We start from the raw sequence: 24,934 nt of genomic DNA on the forward strand, positions 1-24,934 counted from the left end.
TGCGGCCCTCAGGCGCGGCTGCGGCCGCCGCGGCGCCCGCCGCTGCGGGCTCCGGAGGCGCGGGCGGCGGCAGAGGCTTCGGCGAAGGTCGCGCCCTCCTTCATCGCGTCGAGAACGCGGCTGAACCCGATCCAGCGCCCGCCGTTCGGATCGTGGTTCATCAGCAGGTTGGCGGCGTTGATCGCCTCCATCTCGACGGACCGGACGGGGTTCATGATGGCGCTGGTCATGCCTGCGCCGATGGCCATGGGCAGGAAGGCGGCGTTCACGCCGTGGCGATGAGGCAGGCCGAAGCTGATGTTCGAGGCGCCGCAGGTGGTGTTCACCCCAAGCTCGTCGCGCAGGCGGCGGACCAGCGAGAACACCTGATGCCCGGCCGTGGCCATGGCGCCGATGGGCATCACCAGCGGGTCGACCACGATGTCGTGCGCGGGGATGCCGAAGTCGGCCGCGCGCTCCACGATCTTCCGGGCGACGGCAAAACGGACGTCGGGGTCTTCGGAAATGCCCGTGTCGTCGTTCGAGATCGCCACGACCGGGACGTTGTACTTCTTGACCAGCGGCAGGACCAGTTCCAGCCGCTCCTCCTCGCCCGTGACCGAGTTGAGAAGGGGGCGTCCCTCCGCCGCCATCAACCCGTTTTCCAGCGCGCCGGGAACCGAGCTGTCGATGCAGAGCGGCACGTCCACGAGCGCCTGGACCCGCTCGACCAGCTGCTTCATCAGCGTCGGCTCGACGAAATTGTTGTCGGCGTAACGCTTGTCCGCGGCCATCTTGTTGGTGAAGACCGCGCCGGAATTGACGTCGAGAACCATGGCGCCGCAGGCGACCTGCTCCAGCGCGTCCTTTTCGACCGTCGAGAAATCGTCCATCTCAAGCTCGGCAGCCAGCTTCTTGCGGCCGGTGGGGTTGATGCGTTCGCCGATGACGCAAAACGGCTCGTCAAAGCCGATAACGACCGTCTTTGTCTTCGATTCCAGTACGGTACGCGTCATTCTTCATCCTTTGCGTGGTCGTTGAGCCAGTCGGCGGACGCCTTGATCCCGCCCAGCGGGAAAACATGCACGGACTCGATGTTGAAGGCAGGGTTGGCGGCCTTGTGGTGGGCTAGCTCCGACAGGAACTCCGTCGGCTCATAAGGTAGCAGCAGCTTGGTTACATCCGTCGCGCGCTTTTGCAGGACGCGGAGCGACGGTCCGACACCACAGGCGATGGCGAACTTGATGAGGGTCTGGAGTTTCGCGGGTCCGGCCGTACCGATGTGGACGGGCAGGTCCACGCCAGCAGCGCGGATCGCATCAGCCCATTCGATCACGGGACCGGCCTCGAAACAGAACTGGGTGGCCAGGGCCATGGCAGCGTTGGTGCGCTCGGAAAACTTCTGTTTCCAGGCAAGTGCTTCCGACACGTTCTTCATGCTGCCGTCGGTGTCGATGTCGCGGTTGCCTTCGGGGTGGCCCGCGACGTGCAGACGCTCGAAGCCGTCGAAGGCACCGGACTCGAGCAATTCCATCGAGGTGGAAAACTCGCCCACCGGCTCCGGCAGGCCGCCGGCGAGAATCAGGCCCTGCGTCACGTCCGCTTCCCCGCGGTACCGCGCGACCCAGTCGGTCAGGGTGGCGCGGTCGGCGATGATGCGGGCGGGGAAATGGGGCATCGGCTCCATCCCCTCGGCGCGCAGGCGGGCGGCGGTGGCGACCATGTCCTCGATCGGGGTGCCGCGGATATGCGCGACATAGACGCGTGTGCCGCGCGGCAGGATCGCGCGGAAATCGTCGACCTTCTCGGCGGTGCGGGGCATGACCTCGAGCGAGGCGCCGGTCAGGAAGTCCGCCAGCACGCCATTCGCGGGCGGGGCGGAGGATCTGAGAAAACCGAAGACCGCCATCAGACTTTTCCTTCCTTGCCGCCGGCCAAGGCCACGGCCTGCAGACGCTCGCGCGGCCATTCGGCATCGAGCGCAGTCGCGCGGGCTTCGGCCGCGGCGATGTCGTCGCCTTCGACCTCGCCCTCCGACACCTTGCGCCAGTCGGCCAGGTAGGCGTCGGTGTCCGAGGCTCCCGACCGCATGGCCGCGCGGTCGATGGCCTGCTCGAACCGTTCGGGCAGTTGGACCTTCGCGACGCGGCGACCCTTGCCGGCGATGACCTGCGCGGGAATGTCCCGCCAATAGACGACCGTGATCTGGGCCATGACACCTCCGGCTCTGGCGATTGGGCGAGGTATAGGGGGCGGCGCCGTCCCGTCGCGTCCCGATATCGACTTCGCGCCGCCCGATGGCGACACCCTGGGTCTAGCCTGCGCGTCGTGGGCGGACGAGGGGGGCGAACCATCGGATCCTTCAAGTCCGACATGAAGACTTCTTGTAAAACCGCCCATGCAGTGACTATTGTTTCCTTAACCAGAAATACGGAGGCGGCGATGCCACCGGAAGACCCGGCCCGGGGGCCGGTGCCCGATGCCGGTGCCACGCGCGCCGCCGGGCCCGCCCCGTTTGTGGGGCCGACCCAACGTGACCGGCCCGACCCGGCGGAGCTTTATGCCGCGCTGGATCTGGGAACGAACTCATGCCGCATGCTGATCGCGCAGCCCAAGGGCAGCCAGTTGCATGTCGTGGACAGCTTTTCCAAGTCGGTCCAGCTCGGCAACGGGTTGGAAGCGTCGGGTCGCCTGTCGCGGTCGTCGATGGCACGCACCATCGGCGCGCTCAAGATCTGTCGCCGGAAGCTGGAGATCCACGACGTCAAGCGAATGCGGCTGGTGGCGACCGAGGCCTGCCGGCGCGCGACCAACGCGCGCGACTTCATCGATCTCGTCCGGCGCGAGACGGAACTGCCGCTGGAGATCATCGAGCCGGAGGAGGAGGCGCGGCTGGCGGTCGTGTCCTGCGCCCCGCTGGTCAGCGCCAAGACCGAGCAGCTTCTGGTGGTCGACATCGGGGGCGGCTCGACCGAGCTGGTCTGGATCGACCTGACCCGCGTGCCGCGCCACGACCGCGCGCGGGCCATCATGCGCCTGCACGCCGGGTTCCAGGGGGGTGCGACCGACCCTTTTCCGCGCGCCAAGGTGGTCGACTGGATCAGCGTGCCGCTGGGGGTCGCCACGTTGAAGGATCAGTTCCGCGACGTGGCCGACGACGCGGCCCGCTTCGCGCTGATGTCCTGGCACTTCGAGGAATGCCTGGCCGAATTCTCGCCCTATGCCGATGCGGCGGGCGATGCGGATCCGGGGTTCCAGATCGTCGGCACCAGCGGAACGGTCACGACCGTCGCCGCCACGCACCTGAACCTGCGCCGCTACGACCGCAGCAAGGTGGACGGGCTGCGGATGACGACGCATCAGATTGACCGCGTCGTTCGGGGATATCTGGCGCAGGGGCCGGAAGGGCGGCGCAACGATCCGCGCATCGGGCGCGACCGCCATTCCCTCATCATGTCGGGGGCGGCGATCCTGCAGGCGCTGCTGCGGGTCTGGCCCACCGACCGCCTGTCGGTCGCGGACCGGGGCCTGCGCGAGGGGCTGCTCTATGCCCAGATGTCGGCGGACGGGGTGCTGGACGACGGGCCGTTCTAGACCGGCCTGATCAGCGCCAGATCGTCGGTCTGCGTCCGCGCGCGGGTCGGGAACTCCACCCGGTCGATCGCCCCGTCGATGGTCAGGAACACGTCCCTTAGGAAGACGGGATCGTCGAAATACCAGGTATGCGCGTTCGCGACTGTGGGCCCGCCGAGGTGCAGGTTGAAATACCGCCCGCAATGGATGTCCACGGCCTTGGCCGGCTTGGTCGCGGGCAGGCCGATACGCCCGGCGCGCGGGGCCACGCCGATACGCTTGATGTTCGACAGGCTCAGCACGTCGTCATAGTGGTTGTAGTAGTTCGTCAGCCGGACGCAGTGGCGGTAGAGCGACGACGACTTGGGGTTGCCGTCCGCCATTCCAGCCGCCGAGACGTCCGCCGCCACCAGCATGATCTGGCTGACCGACCAGCTGTTCTGCGCGATCGCGGGGCGGTCGTCGGCGTCGTCGAAGGCCTCGCGCACGACATAGGCACCCAGCGAATGGGCGAGGATGTGCATGTTGATCCGGCAGGCGGGCGTCTGGAGCGCGGCAAAGGTGCGGATGCCCTCGTCAACCAGGCGAAAGGCGGTCTGCTTGGCGTCCACCCGGTCCTCCAGGTAGTTCAAGGCGGTGTCGGCGCTGGGCCAGTCGAAGCTGACCACGACGCCCTTGAACCCGTTGGCCCGCAGGCCCGCCGCGATCTTGCGATGGCGGGAAAGGACGGCACGGGTCGAGGTGTTGAACCCGTGGACGTAGAACACGATGTCGCCGCGCCCCACGTCGCCGCCTTCGGGGGCATGGCGGGCTTCCTCGATGACCTGGCGAACCCAGGACGCTTTAGTAATGCGCTGGTTCGGGATCAGATCGGTCGCCCCGTCCGGCACCGCCAGAAAGCTGGAGGCTGACGGCTCGTCCCCGAAACGGCCGCCGCGGATGCCCCGCACCGAAAAGACGTGATCCATGACGGCCTCCCTCGCGTCTGTCGCCGGTTCATCCTAACGCGGCATTGCCGCTGCGACAGTAGGGCAATCCCCACTTGTGCTTCCCATCCCCCGCGGGACGACCTATCTGCGGGTCATGACCAAACCGCCCACCAGGAACACCTCCGGCCGCGGACGCCGCGATCTGACCGTCAAGGTCAAGACTGCGCGGGGCAGGCGGCTGTCATCGAAGCTGTGGTTGGAGCGGCAGTTGAACGACCCCTATGTCGCCCGTGCGCGGGCCGAAGGGTATCGCGGTCGCGCCGCGTTCAAGATCATGGAGCTTGACGACAAGTATCGGTTTCTGATTCCCGGCGCGCGGGTTGTGGACCTCGGCTGCGCGCCCGGAGGCTGGTTGCAGGTGGCGGTGCCGCGCATCAATTCCAACGCCGACGACCCGAAGAAGAAGGTCGGCCGGATCATCGGCGTGGACCTGCAGGAGGTGGACCCGGTGCCGGGGGCCGAGATCCACGTTCTCGACTTCCTGGCCGAAGGGGCGGACGAGACGATCAAGGGTTGGCTCGACGGTGAGGCGGATGTGGTGATGTCGGACATGGCCGCCAGCAGTTCGGGTCACAAGCAGACCGATCACCTGCGGATCATCGCGCTTTGCGAAGCGGCCGCGGAACTGGCCTTCGATGTGCTGGCGCCCGGCGGAACATTCGTGGCCAAGGTGTTGGCCGGAGGCGCGGAGGGCGAGTTGCAGAAGCGCCTGAAGCAGCGGTTCGCCAAGGTCGCCAACGTCAAGCCGGGGTCGAGCCGGGCCGACAGCTCCGAGAAGTTCGTGGTGGCGCAGGGGTTCAGGGGTCGCGAAGACACCTGACCTGTCAATCCTTGGGCGCCTCGTTCCCCCTGATCTGCTTCTCGCGCTCCTCGTCGATCACAAAATCGTCCGCGGCCTTGGCGGGCTTGTCGTATTTGCCCTTTTCCTGCGCGGGCTTCTTCTCGGCCTTGCTCTCTCCGTAGGGGTTTTCCTTGGCCTTTCCCGGGGCGTGGGGCTTTTCGGGGATGGGTTGCTGGCTCTTGGTCATGACGGTCTCCGTTCGTGGCTGTCAGGACAACGCGAAGCGCGGGCTGATGGGTCCGGGGGTTTGCGGCCCGCGACCCGATGTCCTAGCAACCCGGCACCCACAGGCGGAGGCGATCCCATGGCGCAGACCATCACCCGCAACGGCAACGCACTTGCGTATCGCGCGACGCCCGGCGCCGGCCCCGGCGTCGTGTTCCTGGGCGGTTTCAAGTCGGACATGCAGGGCACCAAGGCGCTTGCGCTCGAAGACTGGGCGAGGGCACAGGGGCGGGCATTCCTGCGCCTCGACTATTCCGGGCACGGGGAGTCGGGCGGTACGTTCGAGGAGGGCGGCATCGGCGACTGGTTCCGCGACGCCATGGCGGTGATCGAAAGCGCGACAACCGGCCCGCAGGTGATCGTCGGGTCGAGCATGGGGGGCTGGATCTCCCTGCTTGTCGCGCGGACCCATCCCGAACGGGTCGCGGGCCTGGTCACGATCGCGGCCGCTCCGGATTTCACCGAAGACGGATACTGGGCGGCCTTCGACCCCGATCAGCGGGCGACCGTCATGGACAAGGGGCGGATTTCGGTGCCGTCGGATTACGGCGACCCCTACGTCATCACCCGCCGGCTGATCGAGGATGGGCGCGACCATCTGGTGCTGCGGACGCCGCTGCGCCTGCACGTGCCGGTGCGGATGCTGCAAGGCACCGCCGATGAGGCCGTGCCGGTCGCCACCGCGTTGCGCCTTCTGGACCATATGGAAGGCGACGACATCCGACTGACATTGGTCAAGGACGCCGATCACCGCTTTTCCACCGGGCCCGATCTCGCCCTGATCCAACGGAGCGTCGAGGAGGTGATCGCGGCCATCTGACATACCGTTGCAAGCGTATGCAAAAACCGCTTGGACGGGCTGCGGCGCAGGGTCTAGGCTGCTGCCGGAGCATTGCAACTGGAGGCACCGATGGCCGAGCACCTGAAAACCGCGAAATCCCTGTCCGACCGGGCGGAGGATGACGCCAAGGTCCGCCAGTCGGTCGAGGAGATCCTGCACGACATCGAAGACCGGGGCGACGAGGCCGTGCGTGAGTTATCGAAAAAGTTCGACAGCTATTCGCCGGACAGCTTCCGCCTGACGCAGGACGAGATCGCCTCTCTGATCGGGGAGCTGTCGGAGCGGGAGCTCGACGACATCCGCTTCGCGCAGGAGCAGGTCCGCAACTTCGCGCAAGCGCAGCGGGACTCGATGCTCGACATCGAGGTCGAGCCGATCCCCGGCGTGATCCTGGGCCACCGCAACATCCCGGTGCAGTCGGTGGGATGCTATGTTCCGGGCGGCAAGTTCCCCATGGTCGCCAGCGCGCACATGTCCGTCGCCACGGCGTCGGTCGCCGGCGTGCCCCGCATCATCGCCTGCACGCCCCCGTTCAAGGGCCGGCCCAATGCCGCCGTGATCGCCGCGATCCACATGGGCGGGGCGCACGAGATTTACGTCATGGGCGGCATCCAGGCCGTGGGCGCCATGGCGCTCGGCACCCAGACCATCGACCCCGTGGACATGCTGGTCGGTCCCGGCAACGCCTATGTGGCCGAAGCCAAGCGACAGCTTTACGGCCGCGTCGGTATCGACCTCTTCGCAGGCCCGACCGAGACCATGGTGATCGCCGATGACACCGTCGATGGCGAGATGGTGGCAACCGACCTGCTGGGGCAGGCCGAACACGGCTACAACAGCCCCGCCGTCCTGCTGACGACCTCGCGCAAGCTGGCCGAAGACACCCTGGCCGAGATCGACCGCCTGCTGGAGATCCTGCCCACAGCGGAGACGGCGGGCGTCAGCTGGCGCGATTATGGCGAGGTCATCGTCTGCGACGACCACGGCGAAATGCTGGCCCTGGCCAACGATATAGCGTCCGAACATGTGCAGGTCATGACCGACCGCGACGACTGGTATCTGGAGAACATGCACAGCTATGGCGCGCTGTTCCTCGGGCCGCGCACCAATGTGGCCAATGGCGACAAGGTCATCGGCACGAACCACACGCTGCCGACGAAAAAGGCCGGGCGCTATACCGGCGGTTTGTGGGTCGGCAAGTTCATCAAGACGCACAGCTATCAGAAGATCACCACGGACGAGGCGGCAACGCGCATCGGGGAATACGGCTCCCGCCTCTGCATGCTCGAGGGGTTCGTGGGCCACGCGGAGCAATGCAACGTCCGCGTGCGCCGCTATGGCGGGATCAACGTGCCCTACGGTGAGGGTGCACCCCGGCGCGACGCGGCAGAATAAAGATGCTGCACCGGCTGGGCGATTGCGACGCAACGGCGATGGAGGAGGCTGTCCGCGCTTTCGTCACCGCCGACGCCGTCGTTCACCTGTTCCATCCGCTGGGTGACGTGACCGGCGGCGCGGAGTTCGTGCGGGCGGCGCTGGGGCCGCTCTGGGCCGCGTTCCCGGATGCGGAGCGGCGGGTGGACATCTCGATGACGGGCGTCGACGGGCACGGAGAGACGTGGCTGGGGCAGGCCGGGCACTACGCCGGCCGCTTCGCCGCGCCGTTCCTCGACGTGCCGCCGACGGGGCGGCTGGCCTTCCTGCGGTTCCACGAGTTCTACCGGCTGGAAGACGATCGGGCGGTGGAGGTTCAGGCGATCTGGGATCTGCCCGACCTGATGATGCAGGCGGGCGTCTGGCCCATGGGTCCGGCCCTGGGGCGCAGCGGTCTGGTCCCCGGCCCGATGACGCAGGACGGGCTGCGGGTCGAGGGCGACGGCCGCCACGCGATGAAGGTCATCGGCGACATGCTGGACCGTCTGCATCTGTCTCGGCAGGGTGAGGCGGCGATGGACCTGCCCGCCGCGTGGCACCCGCGGTGCAACTGGTACGGACCGGGCGGCATCGGCACGGCGCGGGGCATCAGGGGGTTCCGCGATCACCATCAGATCCCGTTCCTCGACGCCATGCCCGACCGGCGCGGCCTGATCGAGCGGGGGCATTTCTTCGCGCAGGGCGATTACGTCGCCTTCACCGCCTGGCCGGGGATGGAGATGACGGTCTCGGGCGACGGTTGGCTGGGCATCGCGCCGTCGGGGCGGCGGATCACCATGCGGTCGCTCGATTTCTGGCGGGTGGAAGGCGACCGGATCCGGGAGAACTGGGTCTGTGTCGACCTGCTGGACGCATGGCATCAACTGGGCGTCGACGTCCTGCACCGGATGCGTCAACTGGCCTAGGGCCAGAGCCACCAGACGCTGACGAGCGCGCCGAGGAAGGCGGCCCAGGCCATCGCCATGACCCGTCCGTCCCGCGTCACCATGGCGATACCGAACAGCATGATCGCCCCCGTCGGGATGGAGGACGCGAAGGGCAAGAGTTCCAGCGGCGGGATCGTCAGGCATAGCCCCAGGACCGCGAGCGCAGCAAGGCGGGGTGCGGGGCCGTCCACCAGCACGGTCAGATGCCTTCCCAGATGCCGGTCGGACCAGCGGGCGATGCCGCGCAGCTTGTCCACGGCCTTGCCCATCTTGTCTGCCGACACGCTGCGCTTGCCGACCCAGTGCGGCAGCCACAGGTCATCGCGACCCCACAGGATCTGCCCCGCGAAGATCGCGATGATGAGGGCGATGAAGGTCGGCACGCCGGGGATGCCGCCGATGGGCGTCCATTCGATCGCAGCGGGCACGACCAGTGCCGCCCCCGCGCCGCGATGGCCGAGCTTGTCGCTGATCTGTCCGATGCTGACGCTGTCGCCATCCTCGGTCGTCTCATCCAGTGCGTCGAGGATATCAGTGGCCGTGGTCATGCATCCTCCTGCGATGTTTCCTGCTCAATGCGCGAGTTCCGCCTCCGGTTCACGAAACGGCTTGAAACCGGAGGCGAAGGGGTGTCTGCATACCTATGCAACTGCTCGGAGGTTTCCATGGCGCTTCCCCAGACCCCGTCGTTCCGGCTGGACGGCCGCCGCGCCTTTGTCCCCGGCGGATCGCGCGGCATCGGGCTGGCCTGCGCCGCCGCTCTGGCCCAAGCGGGAGCACATGTGGTCGTCGCCGCGCGAGGCGACGATGGGGTGCGGACGGCGGTGGCCGAGCTGACGGCGGCAGGTCTCAGCGCCGAGGGAATGGCGATGGACGTGGGCGACCTTGCGGCGCTGGACGACTTTCTGGCCGATCAGGCGCCCTTCGACATCCTGTGCAACTCCGCCGGTCTGGCGCGCCACGGCCCCGCCATCGAAACGACGCCGGAGGATTTCGACGCGGTGGCGCGTCTGAACCTGCGGGGGGCGTATTTCCTGGCACAGAGGGTCGCAAGGGGCATGACCGGCGGCGGGTCGATCATGCAGATCTCCAGCCAGATGGGCCATGTCGGCGGCGTGGATCGCGCGGTTTACTGCGCGACGAAGTGGGGGGTCGAGGGCATGACCCGCGCCATGGCCATCGAATGGGGCCCGCGCAACATCCGCGTAAACACGATCTGCCCCACGTTCATCCGCACGCCCCTGACCGAAGCCACATTTGCCGACCCCGAACGCCGCGCCTGGATCGACGCCAACATCAAGCTGCCCCGGGTAGGCGAGGTCGAGGACGTGATGGGCGCAGTGCTGTTCCTCGCCTCCGATGCGTCCGCCATGGTCACGGGCACGTCGCTCCTGATCGACGGGGGATGGACGGCGGGATGACACGAAAGAAGGTGACCAGCCTCGACGTCGCGCGGATGGCGGGCGTCAGCCAATCAGCGGTCAGCCGGGTTTTCACCGAAGGCGCATCGGTCAGCGGCGAAATGGACCGGCGCGTCCGCGCCGCGGCGGAGGAGCTGGGCTATCGCCCCAACGCCCTGGCCCGCGGCCTCATCACCGGGCGGACGCGGATCATCGGGCTGGTCGTGGCCTATCTGGATAACCCCTTCTATCCCGACGCCATCGAGAAGCTGAGCCATGCGTTGCAGGAAAAGGGCTATCACCTGCTGATCTTCACGACCGGCAAGCACGGGATCGACACCGAACGGGTGATCTCTGACCTGCTGGACTATCAGGTGGACGGCATCGTGACGGCCTCGATCGACCTGTCGAACGAGTTGACGCGGCAGTGCGCACGAGCGGGCATCCCGGTGGTCCTGTTCAACAGGGGCATCCCCGGATCGGGCCTTGCCGCGGTCACGTCGGACAACCTGGCCGGCGGACGGAAAGCGGCGGAGTTCCTTCTGGCCGGCGGTCATGCCCGCATCGCGCATATCGCGGGTTTCGACGGCGCGCAGACCAGCCGCGACCGCCTCAGCGGGTTCCGCACCGCGCTGGAGTCGGCGGGGCAGGGTCTGCACGCGCTGGCCGATGGCCGCTATGACCGGGAGGCGGCGGCACAGGCCGCGCGCGACATGATGGACCGAGCCGACCCGCCCGACGCAATCTTCGTGTCGAACGACCACATGGCGCTGGCGGTGATGGACGTGCTTCGCTTCGACCTAGGCCTGTGCGTGCCGGAAGACGTCAGCATTGTCGGATACGACGACGTGCCCATGGCGGCCTGGCCTGCCTATGACCTGACGACCGTGCGCCAGCCCACCCGCCGCATGGTCGATGCGACAGTGACGGAATTGATGACCCTGCTCGACCGCCCGAACCGCGCGGCCCGCGTGATCCAGATCGACGGCCCGCTGGTGGTCCGCGGATCGGCGCGCATACCCGAAGGATACGAGACATGACCATCGGCACCCGCTGGAAGGACCTGCCCGACTATATCATCGGGATCACCCGCGAGATCTGGGAGGATCGGGGCATCTCGACCCTCCACGACTACTATGCGCCCGGCATCGTCGTCCGGTCGCCCGCTTCGGTCGTGGTCGGCAACCAGAACGTCATCGGCGCCACGCTGGCGACACTGGCCGAGTTTCCCGACCGCACCCTTCTGGGCGAGGACGTCATCTGGTCGGGCGAGAACGCCGAGAAGGGGATGCTGTCGTCGCACCGCCTTCTGTCGACCGCGACGCACCTGGGTGACGGCATCTATGGCAAGGCGACGGGCACGAAGCTGGTTTATCGCATCATGGCCGATTGCCACGTCCGCGACATCACCATCGACGACGAATGGCTGATCCGCGATCAAGGCGCCATCGTCCGGCAGCTTGGCTGGACGCCCGAAGCCTATGCCGCCGACCTGATCGAGCGGGAAGGCGGGCGAGAGAACGCGGTGAAACCGCTGACCCCCGAAACCGACCGTCCCGGCCCCTATGGCGGACGCGGCAACGACAACGAATGGGGCGCGCGTCTGGCCCAGGTCCTGACCCGGATCATGGGCGCCGACATGCGCGCCATCCCGCAGTCATACGACCGGGCCTGCCAGCTCGAATACCCGGGCGGCGTGACGGGGCACAGCCACGGCGACGCGGACCGCTTCTGGGTGTCGCTGCGCGCGGCGTTTCCCTCCGCGGAATTCAGCGTCCATCACGTCATCGGGCGGGAGGATGCGGTGATGCCGCCCCGCGCGGCCGTGCGCTGGTCGCTCTGGGGCCGGCATGAGGGCTGGGGCGGCTTCGGAATCCCCTCCGGTGCGATGGTTTATGTCCTGGGCATCACCCACGCCGAGTTCGGCCCATGGGGGCCTGACGGGTGGTCGGTGCGGCGCGAATGGACGATGTTCGACGAGACGGCCGTCTGGAAGCAGATCCATCTGGGCACGGTATGACCGATCATCCGCGTTTTCAGCATTTCATGACACACCGAAGGAGAGACACATGACTGCGCCCATCATCGTCCGCTACGGCGAGCTTCAGCCCTGCAAGACGGCCTTCATCGACGCGCATACGCCGGGGTCGAACCAGAAGGAGAACTTCACCATCATCGGTGGCGGCGTGTCGGAATCCGCCGACCAGCATGTCCACATCACCACGCCCCATGGCTTCAACATCGGTGCCGCCGGTCAGCCCCCCAAGTGCCGCAACAGCCTGCACAGTCACCGGACGGCGGAGGTCTTTTTCGTCCTCAAGGGCCGTTGGAGATTCTTCTGGGGCCGCCGGGGCGATGCGGGCGAGGTCGTGCTGGAGGAAGGCGACATCATCGATATCCCGACGGGCATCTTCCGCGGGTTCGAGAACATCGGAAGCGATTACGGCATGATCATGGCGGTGCTGGGTGGCGACGATGCGGGCGGCGGCGTGATCTGGGCGCCGCAGGTGATCGAGGATGCGGCCGACCATGGGCTCGTGCTGGGCGACAACGGCAAGCTCTACGACAGCAAGAAGGGCCAATCCCTGCCCGAGGGCGTGAAGCCCATGCCGCTGCTGACCGAGGAGGAGTTGAAGGACTATCCCGAACTGACCCCCGACCGCGTCATCGGCTGGGGCGTGCGGCGGTATTGGGACATGGTCGCGCTTGCCGGCAAGACACCCGTGACCGTCATCGGCGAGACGGGCATGATCCGCGACAAGCCGGGGTTCGAGGTGTCGCTGCTCACCCGCGGATCCGCGACGGAGGAGCCGCATGAGCATGACCGTCCTTCGGTCCTGATGCCGTTGCGCGGGCACTGGCGCCTGACGTGGAACGGGGGCGAGGCGTTCCTTGCGCCCGGCGACACCGTCTCGGTTCCTGCGGGCCTGCGCCACGCCGCCGTCCCGTCGATGGAAGGGGAGGCCGCGCTTTACCACGTCATTGCCACGGACGATCCGGCAGGGCCGAGCTGGCTCGACTGATCGGTCGGGCGGGGGCGGGGCGCTTTGCCCTTGCCCCCGACCGGACCGGGTGGCACCCCGCCGCAGACCGTCAGCAGGAGGAATATCATGCCCATCCGCGTCACCCATGTGGGCTCGCTGCCCCGCACGCAGGCCACCGTCGACATGATCTTCGCGCGCGAACGGGGCGAGGATTATGATTCCGCTGCCTTCGACGCGCAGATGGCCGCCGCCTGTTCCGAGACGGTCCGCCGGCAGGTCGAGGCGGGGGTGCAGATCGTATCCGACGGCGAGACCTCCAAGATCAGCTATGCCACCTATGTCAAGGATCGCTACACCGGCTTCTCCGGCGACAGCCCGCGCAACGCTCCGGCCGATCTGAAGCTGTTTCCGAGCTTTCTCAAGCGGTTGGCGGACGAGGGCGGAACGCCGCAATACGCCCGGCCCATGTGCACCGGCCCCGTCCGGTCGAAGGGGCAGGACGAATTGCAGAAGGATATTTCCCGGCTGAAGGACGCGATGGCCGAACATGGCGTGGCCGAAGGCTTCATGAACGCGGCCAGCCCCGGCGTCGTCAGCCTGTTCCTGCAGAACGATTACTATCCCAGCCGCGACGAATACCTGGCGGCGCTGTCAGACGCGATGCGCGAAGAATATCGCGCCATCGTCGAGGCAGGGCTCTACCTGCAACTCGATTGTCCGGACCTCGCGCTCTCGCGGCACATGCTGTTCGCCGACCTGTCGGATGCGGAGTTCGTCAAGATCGCCCAGACCCATGTCGAGGCGCTGAACGCCGCGGTCGCGGATCTCGATCCGTCGCGCATCCGGGTCCATATCTGCTGGGGCAACTACGAGGGGCCGCATGTCTGCGACATTCCCATGGACAAGGTCTTTGCGACGTTTCTGGGCGTGCATGCCGACCAGCTTCTGTTCGAGACGTCGAACCCGCGCCATGCCCACGAATGGCAGGTGTTCCGCGACCGCAAGGCCGAGATACCTGAGAGCAAGATCCTGGTGCCGGGCGTGGTCGATTCCACCTCCAATTTCGTCGAACATCCCGAGGTCGTGGCCGAGCGGTTGGGCCGGTTCGCGGCCATCGTCGGGGGTGACCGGGTAATCGCGTCGTCGGATTGCGGGTTCGGCACTTTCGCAGGTTTCGGCGCGGTCGATCCCGACATTGCTTATGCGAAACTGGGATCGCTTGCCGAAGGGGCGGCGCTGGTCAACGCGCGGCTGTGACGCCGGGCGCGGACCGCCCGTTCAGTTGCGGCCGATCGACCGGCGGTTCGCGCGACCCTGCACCACGATGGTGCGGATGCCCGCCAGGTCCTGCCGGGTGAGCATCCGTCCCGCCACCACCTCGCGCGAGGGTTGGGTGCCCACGGGCTGCGGCGCGACGGGCGGCAGGATGCGGAAGTCCATCACGAGGACGGACGGATCGGGCGAGGGGACACGGACCAGTTCCGCCTCCCAGAACCCCTGGGTCGTCGGCAGGCCCACGGTCGACACGATCAAGCCGCTCGGTGTGGGCGACGCCTCCAGCGAGACGACCTGTTCGACGACGGGGAAACCGGCGGTCGCCCGGGCGGTGTCGATCCTCTCCTCGCTCGACGGGCCAAACCAGGTGAGGGGGTTGAGGCGCGATTGGCCACACCCCGCCAGGGCCACCACCGCCAGAACCGCCCCGATGCGCGCCGTCGAACCCATGTCGTCCCCCGTCAAACCTTGCCGGTCCGGGCTAGCCCATCGCGCGCGGTTTGGGAAGCGGCTGGACCTTTGGCCGAAGCGCCCCTAGCTGACGGTCAAGCGGGAAGGGGAGCAAATGGCGCAGCAACGGTTCGAGGATCTGGTCGAGACGTTCGAGTTTCTGGACGACTGGGAAGACCGCTATCGCCACGTGATCGAACTGGGCCGCGCGTTTCCCCCGCTGGACGACGCGCTCAAGGTGCCGGCGACCAAGGTCGACGGCTGCGCGAGCCAGGTCTGGCTGCACCCCCGCATCGACGGGGCAGGCGCTGATGCGACATTCGATTTCGCGGGGGAAAGCGACGCGATGATCGTTCGCGGCCTGATCGCCATCCTGCACGAGCTTTATGCGGGCCTCTCCGTCGAGGAGGTCGGGCAGGTGGATGCGCCGGCGGAACTGGCGCGGCTGGGCCTCAACGATCACCTGTCGTCGCAACGGTCGAACGGCCTGCGCGCGATGGTCGAGCGCATCCGCACGGTTGCGGCGATCGAGGCAGGCTGAACGGCACGACCCATACGAAACGGGCGCTAGACAAAAAAAGGCCGAGCTCAAGGCTCGGCCGAAGTCCAACAGGGAGGTGAAGGAGGCGATGTGCCAACCTTCAAGACGGGAGATATGCCCCGTCATGCCCCCCGGCAAGGATGAAACCCGAGACGTCGGCGCAAACCTGCCATGCCGATCCTGCATGGCTGATGCGGATCAGCCGGCAGCCATCCCCTGGCGCGCCTTGCGATAGGCCACGACCTCCTCGACCACGAAGTCGCGGAACGCCTCGACCCGCTTCGACCCGCGCAGTTCCTCGGGGAACGCAAGGAACACCGGAACATCGTTCGATTCGACGCTGGGAAGAACGCGGATGAGCTGCGGAAAGTCCTGCGTCAGATAGTCGGGCAGAACGCCGATCCCGAGGTTTCCCAGAACGCCCTGGAGGACCCCGAAATAGTTGTTGACGTTCAGCGTGCGCGGGATGCCATAGGTCATCAGTTCGCGCACCAGCGCCGCACCGGCGCTGACCTGAACGACGTCGGGCGCCTGGCACAGAAGGCGGTGCCGTGACAGGTCCTGAAGCGATTTCGGCGTTCCGTTCTCGGCCAGGTATTCGGCCGAGGCGAACAGCTCCATCCGGATGTCCATGAGCCGCTTGCGGATAAGGTCGGCCTGGCTCGGCTCCTTCATGCGTATGGCCACGTCGGCCTCGCGCATGGGCAGGTCGAGCACCCGCTCCTCCAGCATCAGGTCGAGGCTGAGGTCGGGGTATTTCGCATAGAGCTTCGCCAGACGCGGAGCCAGCCAGATCGAGCCGAAGCCGATGGTCGTGGTGACGCGCAGGTTGCCGAAGACCCCTTCCTCGCTGTCGCGGATGCGCGCGGCGGCGGCGTCGAGCCGCTTGGTCATCGACTGCGTCGCGTCGAACAGCAGCTCTCCCTGTTCCGTCAGGATCAGGCCGCGCGCGTGACGGTGGAACAGCGTGGTGTCCAACATCTCCTCCAATGCGCGAATCTGACGGCTGACGGCGGATTGCGACAGGTGCAGGACATCGCCCGCGTGGGTCAACGACCCCGCGTCGGCGACGGCGTGAAAGATCCGCAGCTTGTCCCAGTCCATAACCAACCCAACATCAAAGGAAGCCTTTCGCACGTCCATGGGAAATTCCCAACCGAAATGATGGATAAATTTTGCTTTATGGGTCAGTCTTTTTGACCTATATTGGAGGTGGAGGATCAGATCATGCGCCACGATGTCTCGCTTTCCGACCGCTTCGACCTTGCGAAACAGGACGTTCTGTTGAACGGCACACAGGCGCTGGTGCGCCTGATGCTGATGCAGAAGGAGCGTGATCGCCGTGCCGGGCTGAATACGGCGGGCTTCTGCACCGGCTATCGCGGATCGCCGTTGGGGGGCGTCGACCTGAACATGGCGAAGGCCCGCAAGGTGCTGGAGGCCAATGACATTCAGTTCCGTCCCGGCCTGAACGAGGATCTGGCCGCCACCTCCGTCTGGGGCACGCAACAGGCCGAATTGCGCGGCGAAGGCACGCATGACGGCGTGTTCGCGCTCTGGTACGGCAAGGGTCCTGGGGTGGACCGGTCGGGCGACGTGATGCGGCACGCCAACATGGCGGGCACCAGCCGCAACGGCGGTGTCCTGATGGCGATGGGCGACGACCACACCGGTGAGTCTTCAACCACCTGCCACCAGTCGGACTGGGCGCTCGTCGACGTTCACATGCCCGTGCTGTCGCCCGCCGGCGTGCAGGAGATACTGGATTTCGGCATCTACGGCTGGGCGCTGTCGCGCTATGCCGGGGTTTGGGTCGGGCTGAAGACGATGAAGGACACGGTGGAGGTGACATCTGTCGTGGATGGTCGCCCCGATCGGATGTCGTTCGTCACGCCCGAGTTCGACATGCCAGACGGCGGGCTCAACATCCGGCTGAACGACCACTGGATCCCGCAGGAGGACCGGCTGCTGGGCTATAAACGCTGGGCGGCCGAGGCGTTCAGCCACGCCAACCGGATGGACCGTCGGATGCACGGCAAGGCTGGCGCCAAGATCGGTTTCGTCGCGGCGGGCAAGAACTGGCTCGACCTTGTGCATGCGATGAACCTGCTGGGGCTGGACGAGGACGAGTGTCGCCGTCTGGGCATCACCACCTACAAGGTCGGGCAGACATGGCCGCTCGACATGAAGGGGTTTCACGACTGGGCCGACGGCCTCGACCTGATTGTCTGCGTCGAGGAAAAGCGCAAGCTGATCGAGGTGCAGGTCAAGGAGGCTATCTTCGACGACCGGCACGGCCGCCGTGTCTATGGCTATCGCAAGCAGTCGGGCGGGCCGATCCTGTTCCCGCAGGCCTATGCGCTCGATCCGACCGACATCGCGGAGAAGGTCGGCGGCATCCTGAAGGAGGAAGGCCGCGGCACCGACCGGATCGAGGCGGGCCTGACCCGCATCGCGGAAGCCAAACGCGCCGACAACGCCCCCGACATCGCCAAGCGGACGCCGTGGTTCTGCTCCGGCTGTCCGCACAACACCTCGACCAAGGTGCCCGAGGGTTCGCGGGCGGGGGCGGGCATCGGGTGTCACGTCATGGCGCTCTGGATGGACCGGAACACCGAAGGCTACACCCACATGGGCGGCGAGGGCGTCAATTGGGTAGGCGAATCGCTGTTTTCCAAGCGAAAGCATGTGTTCCAGAATTTGGGAGAAGGCACCTACAACCACTCCGGCATCCTGGCGATCCGCGCCGCGCTCGCTGCGAAGACGACGATCACCTACAAGATCCTCTACAACGACGCGGTCGCCATGACCGGCGGGCAGCACAACGAAGGCGATCTGCAACCCGAACAGATCGCGCGCGAGTTGCAGGCCATGGGCGTGCAGCACATCAGCGTCGTCTATGACGAGAAGGAGGGGGTCGACCGGTCGCGCTTCCCCTCCGGCCTCGACTGGCATGAACGCGAGGAGATGGAGCAGGTGCAACAGAAGATGACCGGCATCGAAGGTGTCAGCGTCATCCTGTTCATCCAGACCTGCGCCGCCGAAAAGCGGCGTCGCCGCAAACGCGGACAGTTTCCCGACCCTGACCGCCGACTGTTCATCAACACCGACGTCTGCGAGGGCTGCGGCGACTGCGGGGTGCAGTCGAACTGCGTCTCCCTCGTCCCGGTCGAGACGGAATTCGGCACCAAGCGCGCCATCGACCAGTCGTCGTGCAACAAGGACTACAGCTGCATCAAGGGGTTCTGCCCCTCCTTCGTCTCGGTCGAGGGAGCGCAGCTGAAGAAGGCGCCAACCGCCGCGCTCGACTTGCCCGACCTGCCGGAGCCCGAGCTGCCCGTGATCGACGGCACCTGGAACACCGTCATCACCGGCGTGGGCGGCACGGGCGTCGTCACCATCGGCGCGGTTCTGGCCATGGCCGCGCATCTCGACGGCAAGGGCGCGGGCCTGATGGAAATGGCGGGTCTTGCGCAAAAGGGCGGCGCCGTCGCGCTGCACTGCCGCCTGTCGAACGACCCCGCCGACATCAGCGCGATCCGCGTGGCCCTGGGCGAGGCGGACGCCCTGATCGGTGGCGACCTTGTGGTCAGCGCCGACAGCAAGATGCTGGCGCTGACCTCGACCGGCCGTACGGGTGCCGTCGTCAACAGCCATGAGATCGTGACGGGCGACTTCACCGGCAATGCGGACTTCCGTTTGCCCGCCGACCGCCTGACCCTGTCGCTCCAGGCGCGGCTGCGGGACCGGCTGACGATGTTCGATGCCAGCGCGCTGGCCGAGCGTCTGCTGGGCGATACGATTTTCTCCAACATGATGATTTTGGGTGCGGCTTGGCAGAATGGCTTGGTGCCCCTGACGCGCGAGGCGATCATGAAGGCTGTCGAGCTGAACGGCGCGGCGGTCGAGCGCAACCAGCGCGCCTTCGACATCGGCCGCTGGGCAGTGCTGCACGCACAGGACGCGCAGGCGATGCTGGCCGATAAGGTCGTTGCCCTGCCGGACACGCCGGAGCAGAAGATCGCCGCACGCGTCGCGCATCTCAAACTTTACCAATCCGACCGGCTGGCGCGACGCTATACCGACCGGCTGGACGGGATTGCCGACCCGGAGGTGCGCCTTGCCGTCGCGAAGGGCTATCACAAGCTGCTGGCGTACAAGGACGAATACGAGGTCGCGCGCCTTTTGCAATCGACACGCGACCGCGTGCGGGAAGCTTTCGACGGCGACCTGAAGCTGACCTACCACCTCGCCCCGCCTGTCGTGTCGCAGGACGGCCCGGACGGCCGCCCGAAGAAGCGGGCGTTCGGCCAGTGGATCGAGCGGTTCTATCCGCTGCTCGCTCGTGGCAAGGTGCTGCGCGGCACGGCCTTCGACCCCTTCGGGCGCACCCCGGAGCGGCGGATGGAGCGGGCGCTGATCGAGCAGTACGAGGCGGATCTGAACGACGTCCTGCCTCGGCTGACCGATGCGACGCGCGATGCCGTCGTGGCCCTGGCGGAACTGCCCCTTGCCATCCGCGGCTTCGGGCCGGTCAAGGAGGCCAATCAGCGGATGGCCGCCAAGCGGCGGGAGGAGTTGCTGGCCGTCATCCGGTCCGGCGGCCCCGACATGGCGCGCGCCGCCGAATAGGCGGCGTCACCCCTTGCGAAGGCTGTAGGCGTGGCCTTCGACGCCCAGAAACTCGTGCCCGCCCTCGGCGCAGAAGTGCGGCACATCGATCTGCGCGGCCGGGTCGTCGGCGAGCAGGACCACGGTCGCGCCCGACGGCAGGGGCGCCATCCGCTTGCGCAGCCGCAGGACGGGCAGGGGGCACAGCAGGCCAAGGGCATCCACTTCGAGATCGGCCATCGCACCGTCCTTATGTTCGCGGGACGCATCTGTCATGATGCCCGGCAAAGAGGCAACCCATGACCCAGACCGTGACCCGCCGCCGGGTTCTCTATATCCCGGGCTACGATCCGTTTCATCCCCGCCGGTACCGTGAACTCTATCGAAAGGAGGGGGCGGCGCAGGCCGCGATCTCGGGGTATTCGCTGTCGCAGACCAGGGGAAGCGGGCCGTATTCATGGGTCGTCGATGCACGGATGGATGGCGCCCGTGTCACCGCCGAGATCGAGGTGCTGGTCTGGTCGGACATCGTGTCGTCGAGCATGGCGGCCTCGATCCCCGCGACCTATGCCCAGCTTGTCCGCACCGCCTGGACCTACATCGCGTCGGGCGCGCTGTTCCGGCTGATGAAGCTGCGGAAAGGGCCGGTGATCGCAGCGCTCTATCCGATCCTGTTCCTTCTGGGGCAACTCGTCATTGCGTGCCTCATCGGCTGGGCCGTGGTCGCGGTCGTCAGGCTGGGCGTGGTCACGCTCTGGCCCGGCGGGCAGGCGGCGGGCTGGACCCTGGGGCTGGTCGTCGGCGCGGGTGTGGCCATCGCCACGCTGCGGTGGTTCAAGGCGAAGGATGTGAAGGTTTTCGCCTACTACCTGATGCACGACTATGCCTTCTCGGCGCGGTGGGGCGGAGCCTATCCGCCCGAACTCGAAAACCGCATGGCCGCCTTCGCCGACCGCATCGTGGAGGCTCTGGCCTCGGACGCGGATGAGGTGCTGGTGGTCGGCCATTCCTCGGGCGCGCATCTGGCGATCTCGGTTCTGGCAGACATGATCCGCGCGGGGCGGATGTCGCCGGACCGATGCGCGTTCCTGAGCCTGGGCCACGTCGTGCCCATGGTCAGCTTTCTGCCCAAGGCCAACAGGTTGCGAGACGATCTTCATGTGATGGGCGAACAGGAACGGGTCCCTTGGGTCGACGTCACCGCGCCGGGCGACGGCTGCGCCTTCGCGCTCTGCGATCCCGTGGCGGTCAGCGGTGTGGCGCCGAAGGTGCAGACGGGGCCGCTGGTCCTTTCGGCCGCCTTCTCGCGAACGCTCAGCCCCGAGCGGTGGAAGGCGTTGAAGCGGCGGTATTTCCGGCTGCATTTCCAGTATCTCTGCGCCTTCGACCGGCCCGGCGACTACGACTATTTCCGCATCACCGCTGGGCCCCTGACGCTGGCCGAACGGTTCGCGGGCCGCGCGCCCAGCCCGTCGGCGCTGCGGTCGCCGGTCAACCGCTACACCGACCGCGCCGCATGACGCCGCCCAAGCCGCCGTCGCGTGTGGGGCGCGTGGGTCTGCTGGGATACGCTCGCCTGTTCCGCGCCGATATCCTGAGCGCGCAGCCCGCCCGGCTCTACCGTGCCTGGATGGCGGAATTCCGCACGCCGTTCTTCCGCAGCTACATGATGAACGACCCGGCGCTGGTGGACCTCGTCCTGAAGGTCCGACCGGACGATTTTCCCAAGTCCGGTCGCGTGCGCGAGGGACTGGCCCCCCTGCTGGGCCGGTCCGTCTTCGTCACCAACGGCGAGGAGTGGAAACGCCAGCGGCGCATCATCGACCCGGCCTTCGCGGGCGGGCGGCTGCGCGACGCGTTCCCCGGTATGCTGGCTGCCGCTCAGGCGATGGTGGACCGGCTCGACGATGGCCCCTGCGAGATGGAGGAGGTGGCGAGCTATGCCGCAGCCGACGTCATCTTCCGCACCCTGTTCTCCGTCCCGATCGAGGATCGGCTGGCGGCGCAGGTCTTTCGGGAGTTCCGCGATTACCAGCGGACGCAACCCCTGCTGAACCTCGCCGCTCTGGTTCCCCTGCCGGGATGGATGCCGCGGTTTCATCGGCGGCGCACCCTGCGGGCGGCGCAGTCGATCCGGGCCGCGATTGCCGCTCTGGTGGATCGCAGGGCGACGCAGATTGCGGAAGGGACCGCGCCCGACGATCTTGCGAGCAAGATCATGACCTTTCCCGACCCGGTCACCAGGCACCGATTCTCCCCAGCGGAAATGGTCGATCAGGTCGCCATCTTCTTCCTGGCAGGCCATGAGACCAGCGCCTCGGCCTTCGCTTGGGGGCTCTACCTGCTCGCCACGCACCCGGAGGCGCAGGCGCGCGTGGCGGAGGAGGGGGCGCGCGACTGGGACGGTTTTGCATTCGGCGACCTGTCCCGCCTGTCGTTCACCCGCAACGTGTTCCGCGAGACGCTGCGCCTCTACCCTCCGGTTCCGATGATGGTGCGTCAGACAACCCGGCCGGAGGTCTTTCGCGGCCGGACCGCGCCCGAGGGGGCGCAGGTGGTGCTGTCGCCCTGGCATCTGCACCGGCATGAACGGATGTGGGACAGGCCAGACGAGTTCGACCCCCATCGCTGGGCCACGGCCGAGGCGAAGGAAAGCGCGCGGCGCGCCTATATCCCCTTCAGCGCCGGGCCACGCGTCTGCACCGGGGCGGGGTTCGGGATGGCCGAGGGCGTGCTTCTCCTGGCGCGGTTGGTCGGCGCCTTCGAGGTGTCGCCGGAAGGTCCGCCGCCCGTACCTGTCGCCCATCTGACCGTGCGCGCACGCGACGGCATCCACCTGCGCTTGCGCCGCAGGTCAGGTGCCGGTCAGTCGCGGCCGCGATAGGGTTCGACGTATTGCAGCGCCATGTCCCAGGGAAAGAAGATCCAGGTGTCCTGGCTCACGCCGGTGATGAAGGTATCCACCATCGGCTCCCCCTTGGGCTTGGCATAGACGGTGGCGAAATGCGCCTTCGGATACATCGCGCGCACCACCTCCAGCGTCTTCCCGGAGTCCACCAGGTCGTCGACCACAAGGATGCCGGTCCCGTCGCCCACGACCTCCGGGTCGGGCTTCGACAGGACCTGCGCGTCGCCTTGCGACTGGTGGTCGTAGGACTTGATGCTGATCGTGTCGACCAGCCGGATGTCGAGTTCGCGCGCCACGATCATCGCGGGCGCCATGCCGCCGCGGGTGATGGCGACAATCGCCTTCCAACGCCCGTCCTCCGGGCCCCGCCCGTCGAGCCGCCAAGCCAACGCCCGGCTGTCACGGTGGATCTGGTCCCAGCTGATGTGGAAGCCCTTTTCGTGGGGGAGCGTGTCGGACATTGGCAAACCCTTTTGCGGCGTCAGGTGGTTACGAGAAGGCGAAGCCCCAGCCCGCCCAGGACGATGGCGGTGGCCCGCCCGATGAACGGCTTGAATGCCAGATACCGCGTCCGCACGGCGGCGCGGGACATCAGCGTCGCGAGCGCGGCGTAAACGGCCACTTCCAGCGCGATCTGGTTGCCGACGATGAGCGCCATCTCGACGGGCGACAGGCCGGGCGGGAAGATGACCAGAAGGACGCCCGCGGCGAACAGGATGGACTTCGGATTGCCGAGGTTCAGCGCGAAGCCCCGCAGAAACGCGCGGTGCGGCGAGACGGGGGCCGCCGTCTCGACCGGGCTGGTCGCGCCGCGCCACATCAGCACGGCGAAGACGATCACCAGGATCGCGCCGCCCACGCGCATCGCGGTATAGACGAAGGGAAACAGCCGGAACACGGTGTCGAGGCCGGCCAGCGCCGCCAGCGTCCAGAGCCCTGCCATCGCGCCGAGGCCCAACCCGGTCAGCACCCCCTCCCGCCGCCCGCCTCGCAGCGATGCCTGCACGCAGACGAGGAACGCGGGGCCGGGTGCGATCAGGGCGAGCAACAGCGCCAGGTTGAAGGCCAGCAGCTGCGCGACGGTCAGCACGCGATCAGGCGTCCTTCTTGTCGATGGTCATGTCGGGGGCGTCGACGTTCTTCATGCCGACGACGTGATAGCCCGCGTCGACATGGTGGATCGTGCCCGTGACCGCCGACGACAGGTCCGACAGCAGGTACATCGCGGACTGCCCCACCTCGTCGATGGTGACGGTGCGGCGCAGGGGCGAGTTGTATTCGTTCCACTTGAGGATGTAGCGGAAATCGCCGATGCCGGAGGCTGCCAACGTCTTGATCGTGCCGGCCGAGATCGCGTTGACGCGGATGCCGTCGCGGCCCAGATCCTCGGCCAGGTACTGCACCGAACATTCGAGCGCGGCCTTGGCCAGACCCATGACATTGTAATGCGGCATGACCTTTTCGGCACCGTAGTAGGTCAGCGTCAGGGCCGACCCGCCCTGCGTCATCATCTTTTCCGCCCGCTGCATCACGGCCGTGAAGGAATAGACCGAGATGTTCATCGTCTTCAGGAAGTTGTCGAGCGACGTTTCCAGATACCGGCCGCGCAGTTCGTTCTTGTCCGAGAACCCGATGGCATGGACCACGAAATCCAGCCTGTCCCAGCGATCGGCCAGCGCGTCGAACAGCCCGTCGATGGAGGCGCCTTCGCCCACGTCGCAGGGCAACACGATGTCCGACCCGACCGAGGCGGCCAGGGGATCGACCCGCTTTTTCAAGGCGTCGCCCTGATAGCTGAACGCGAGCTCCGCGCCCTGGTCCGCGCAGGCCTTGGCGATGCCCCAGGCGATGGACTTGTCGTTGGCAAGCCCCATGATGAGGCCGCGCTTGCCTGCCATTATCCCCGCCATCAAAATCTCTCCCGGCTTGTATTGAAAACGGCTTTAGGCGAAAGGCG

The 24,934-nt window shown here is 67.0% G+C and carries 26 protein-coding genes; 14 read left to right on the top strand and 12 right to left on the bottom strand.

The window, feature by feature from the left end; genetic code table 11:
* Positions 1–8: 8 nt before the first annotated feature.
* From JAN5088_RS13805 to JAN5088_RS13815, 3 genes are read right to left on the bottom strand one after another with little or no spacing between them, the layout of a single operon-like run.
* Positions 9–995 carry a methyltetrahydrofolate cobalamin methyltransferase gene (locus JAN5088_RS13805; RefSeq protein WP_055683419.1) on the bottom strand — a complete coding sequence of 329 codons (987 nt, stop codon included), beginning with the start codon at positions 993–995 and terminating at the stop codon, positions 9–11.
* Complete coding sequence (locus JAN5088_RS13810; protein ID WP_055683420.1) at positions 992–1,888, bottom strand: methylenetetrahydrofolate reductase; 897 nt, start codon at positions 1,886–1,888, stop codon at positions 992–994. Before JAN5088_RS13810 ends, JAN5088_RS13805 begins: the two co-directional genes overlap by 4 nt.
* Positions 1,888–2,193 carry a virulence factor gene (locus JAN5088_RS13815; RefSeq protein WP_055683421.1) on the bottom strand — a complete coding sequence of 102 codons (306 nt, stop codon included), beginning with the start codon at positions 2,191–2,193 and terminating at the stop codon, positions 1,888–1,890. The genes JAN5088_RS13810 and JAN5088_RS13815 overlap by 1 nt, the downstream gene beginning before the upstream one ends.
* A 228-nt stretch (positions 2,194–2,421) precedes the next feature.
* On the opposite strand from JAN5088_RS13815, the gene JAN5088_RS13820 reads away from it, so the two are divergent.
* Positions 2,422–3,573, top strand: coding sequence for a Ppx/GppA phosphatase family protein (locus tag JAN5088_RS13820; RefSeq protein WP_055683422.1), 1,152 nt, complete (start codon positions 2,422–2,424; stop codon positions 3,571–3,573).
* Here JAN5088_RS13820 and JAN5088_RS13825 read toward each other — a convergent pair.
* Positions 3,570–4,520 carry an alpha/beta hydrolase gene (locus JAN5088_RS13825; RefSeq protein ID WP_055683423.1) on the bottom strand — a complete coding sequence of 317 codons (951 nt, stop codon included), beginning with the start codon at positions 4,518–4,520 and terminating at the stop codon, positions 3,570–3,572. The genes JAN5088_RS13820 and JAN5088_RS13825 overlap by 4 nt on opposite strands.
* 115 nt (positions 4,521–4,635) lie before the next feature.
* Between JAN5088_RS13825 and JAN5088_RS13830 the strand changes: the two genes are divergently transcribed.
* Positions 4,636–5,361 (top strand): RlmE family RNA methyltransferase, encoded by a 726-nt coding sequence (locus JAN5088_RS13830; protein WP_055683785.1) that lies wholly within the window; start codon positions 4,636–4,638, stop codon positions 5,359–5,361.
* A gap of 4 nt (positions 5,362–5,365) precedes the next feature.
* Here JAN5088_RS13830 and JAN5088_RS13835 read toward each other — a convergent pair whose 3' ends face one another.
* On the bottom strand, positions 5,366–5,569 hold the full coding sequence (locus JAN5088_RS13835; RefSeq protein WP_055683424.1) for a hypothetical protein: 204 nt from the start codon (positions 5,567–5,569) through the stop codon (positions 5,366–5,368).
* Between the two features lie 117 nt (positions 5,570–5,686).
* Here JAN5088_RS13835 and JAN5088_RS13840 point away from each other — a divergent pair, with 117 nt between their 5' ends.
* The 3 genes from JAN5088_RS13840 (at position 5,687) to JAN5088_RS13850 (ending at position 8,787) form a co-directional block, all read left to right on the top strand.
* A complete protein-coding gene (locus JAN5088_RS13840; RefSeq protein WP_055683425.1) occupies positions 5,687–6,427 on the top strand; it encodes an alpha/beta hydrolase in 741 nt (246 codons plus the stop codon).
* 90 nt (positions 6,428–6,517) lie between these two features.
* The gene (gene hisD / locus JAN5088_RS13845; protein WP_055683426.1) at positions 6,518–7,843 is read left to right on the top strand and encodes a histidinol dehydrogenase; all 1,326 of its coding nucleotides are present in this window, start codon (positions 6,518–6,520) and stop codon (positions 7,841–7,843) included.
* A gap of 2 nt (positions 7,844–7,845) precedes the next feature.
* Positions 7,846–8,787: an ester cyclase gene (locus JAN5088_RS13850; RefSeq protein WP_177220060.1), complete on the top strand. Its 942-nt coding sequence runs from the start codon at positions 7,846–7,848 to the stop codon at positions 8,785–8,787.
* Here JAN5088_RS13850 and JAN5088_RS13855 read toward each other — a convergent pair.
* Entirely contained in the window at positions 8,784–9,356 is a 573-nt protein-coding gene (locus JAN5088_RS13855) for an exopolysaccharide biosynthesis protein (protein ID WP_055683427.1), read from the bottom strand. The genes JAN5088_RS13850 and JAN5088_RS13855 overlap by 4 nt on opposite strands.
* 117 nt (positions 9,357–9,473) lie before the next feature.
* On the opposite strand from JAN5088_RS13855, the gene JAN5088_RS13860 reads away from it, so the two are divergent.
* The 5 genes from JAN5088_RS13860 to JAN5088_RS13880 all read left to right on the top strand — a co-directional run bounded on the left by JAN5088_RS13860 (position 9,474) and on the right by JAN5088_RS13880 (position 14,449).
* The gene (locus JAN5088_RS13860) at positions 9,474–10,229 is read left to right on the top strand and encodes an SDR family NAD(P)-dependent oxidoreductase (RefSeq protein ID WP_055683428.1); all 756 of its coding nucleotides are present in this window, start codon (positions 9,474–9,476) and stop codon (positions 10,227–10,229) included.
* A complete protein-coding gene (locus tag JAN5088_RS13865) occupies positions 10,226–11,248 on the top strand; it encodes a LacI family DNA-binding transcriptional regulator (RefSeq protein ID WP_055683787.1) in 1,023 nt (340 codons plus the stop codon). Before JAN5088_RS13860 ends, JAN5088_RS13865 begins: the two co-directional genes overlap by 4 nt.
* Positions 11,245–12,228, top strand: a complete 984-nt coding sequence (locus JAN5088_RS13870; protein ID WP_055683429.1) for a nuclear transport factor 2 family protein — start codon at positions 11,245–11,247, stop codon at positions 12,226–12,228. The genes JAN5088_RS13865 and JAN5088_RS13870 overlap by 4 nt, the downstream gene beginning before the upstream one ends.
* Positions 12,229–12,277: 49 nt before the next feature.
* Positions 12,278–13,231, top strand: a complete 954-nt coding sequence (locus tag JAN5088_RS13875) for a cupin domain-containing protein (protein WP_055683430.1) — start codon at positions 12,278–12,280, stop codon at positions 13,229–13,231.
* Positions 13,232–13,318: 87 nt separating this feature from the next.
* The gene (locus tag JAN5088_RS13880; protein ID WP_055683431.1) at positions 13,319–14,449 is read left to right on the top strand and encodes a cobalamin-independent methionine synthase II family protein; all 1,131 of its coding nucleotides are present in this window, start codon (positions 13,319–13,321) and stop codon (positions 14,447–14,449) included.
* Positions 14,450–14,470: 21 nt separating this feature from the next.
* Here the strand turns inward: JAN5088_RS13880 and JAN5088_RS13885 are convergent, their stop codons facing one another.
* Positions 14,471–14,917, bottom strand: a complete 447-nt coding sequence (locus JAN5088_RS13885) for a hypothetical protein (protein ID WP_055683432.1) — start codon at positions 14,915–14,917, stop codon at positions 14,471–14,473.
* 115 nt (positions 14,918–15,032) lie between these two features.
* Here JAN5088_RS13885 and JAN5088_RS13890 point away from each other — a divergent pair, with 115 nt between their 5' ends.
* The gene (locus tag JAN5088_RS13890) at positions 15,033–15,458 is read left to right on the top strand and encodes a SufE family protein (RefSeq protein WP_055683433.1); all 426 of its coding nucleotides are present in this window, start codon (positions 15,033–15,035) and stop codon (positions 15,456–15,458) included.
* Between the two features lie 198 nt (positions 15,459–15,656).
* Here the strand turns inward: JAN5088_RS13890 and JAN5088_RS13895 are convergent, their stop codons facing one another.
* The gene (locus tag JAN5088_RS13895) at positions 15,657–16,562 is read right to left on the bottom strand and encodes a LysR family transcriptional regulator (RefSeq protein ID WP_055683434.1); all 906 of its coding nucleotides are present in this window, start codon (positions 16,560–16,562) and stop codon (positions 15,657–15,659) included.
* Positions 16,563–16,682: 120 nt separating this feature from the next.
* Here JAN5088_RS13895 and JAN5088_RS13900 point away from each other — a divergent pair, with 120 nt between their 5' ends.
* Entirely contained in the window at positions 16,683–20,090 is a 3,408-nt protein-coding gene (locus tag JAN5088_RS13900) for an indolepyruvate ferredoxin oxidoreductase family protein (RefSeq protein WP_370736420.1), read from the top strand.
* Positions 20,091–20,096: 6 nt separating this feature from the next.
* On the opposite strand, the gene JAN5088_RS13905 is transcribed toward JAN5088_RS13900, so the two are convergent.
* Positions 20,097–20,309, bottom strand: a complete 213-nt coding sequence (locus tag JAN5088_RS13905) for a sulfurtransferase TusA family protein (protein ID WP_055683436.1) — start codon at positions 20,307–20,309, stop codon at positions 20,097–20,099.
* Positions 20,310–20,368: 59 nt separating this feature from the next.
* On the opposite strand from JAN5088_RS13905, the gene JAN5088_RS13910 reads away from it, so the two are divergent.
* Both JAN5088_RS13910 and JAN5088_RS13915 read left to right on the top strand, forming a co-directional pair.
* Positions 20,369–21,589, top strand: coding sequence for a hypothetical protein (locus JAN5088_RS13910; protein WP_055683437.1), 1,221 nt, complete (start codon positions 20,369–20,371; stop codon positions 21,587–21,589).
* Positions 21,586–22,953, top strand: a complete 1,368-nt coding sequence (locus JAN5088_RS13915) for a cytochrome P450 (RefSeq protein WP_055683438.1) — start codon at positions 21,586–21,588, stop codon at positions 22,951–22,953. Before JAN5088_RS13910 ends, JAN5088_RS13915 begins: the two co-directional genes overlap by 4 nt.
* Here JAN5088_RS13915 and gpt read toward each other — a convergent pair.
* Genes gpt through fabI form a run of 3 tightly spaced genes read right to left on the bottom strand, consistent with a single transcriptional unit; the run spans position 22,935 to position 24,887 of the window.
* Complete coding sequence (gene gpt, locus JAN5088_RS13920) at positions 22,935–23,438, bottom strand: xanthine phosphoribosyltransferase (protein WP_055683439.1); 504 nt, start codon at positions 23,436–23,438, stop codon at positions 22,935–22,937. The genes JAN5088_RS13915 and gpt overlap by 19 nt on opposite strands.
* 20 nt (positions 23,439–23,458) lie before the next feature.
* Positions 23,459–24,067, bottom strand: coding sequence for a LysE family translocator (locus JAN5088_RS13925; RefSeq protein ID WP_233489796.1), 609 nt, complete (start codon positions 24,065–24,067; stop codon positions 23,459–23,461).
* A 4-nt stretch (positions 24,068–24,071) separates the two neighbouring features.
* Positions 24,072–24,887: an enoyl-ACP reductase FabI gene (gene fabI / locus JAN5088_RS13930; protein WP_055683440.1), complete on the bottom strand. Its 816-nt coding sequence runs from the start codon at positions 24,885–24,887 to the stop codon at positions 24,072–24,074.
* Positions 24,888–24,934: the final 47 nt, after the last annotated feature.

The organism is Jannaschia rubra (genome assembly GCF_001403735.1).
Lineage (GTDB): Bacteria > Pseudomonadota > Alphaproteobacteria > Rhodobacterales > Rhodobacteraceae > Jannaschia > Jannaschia rubra.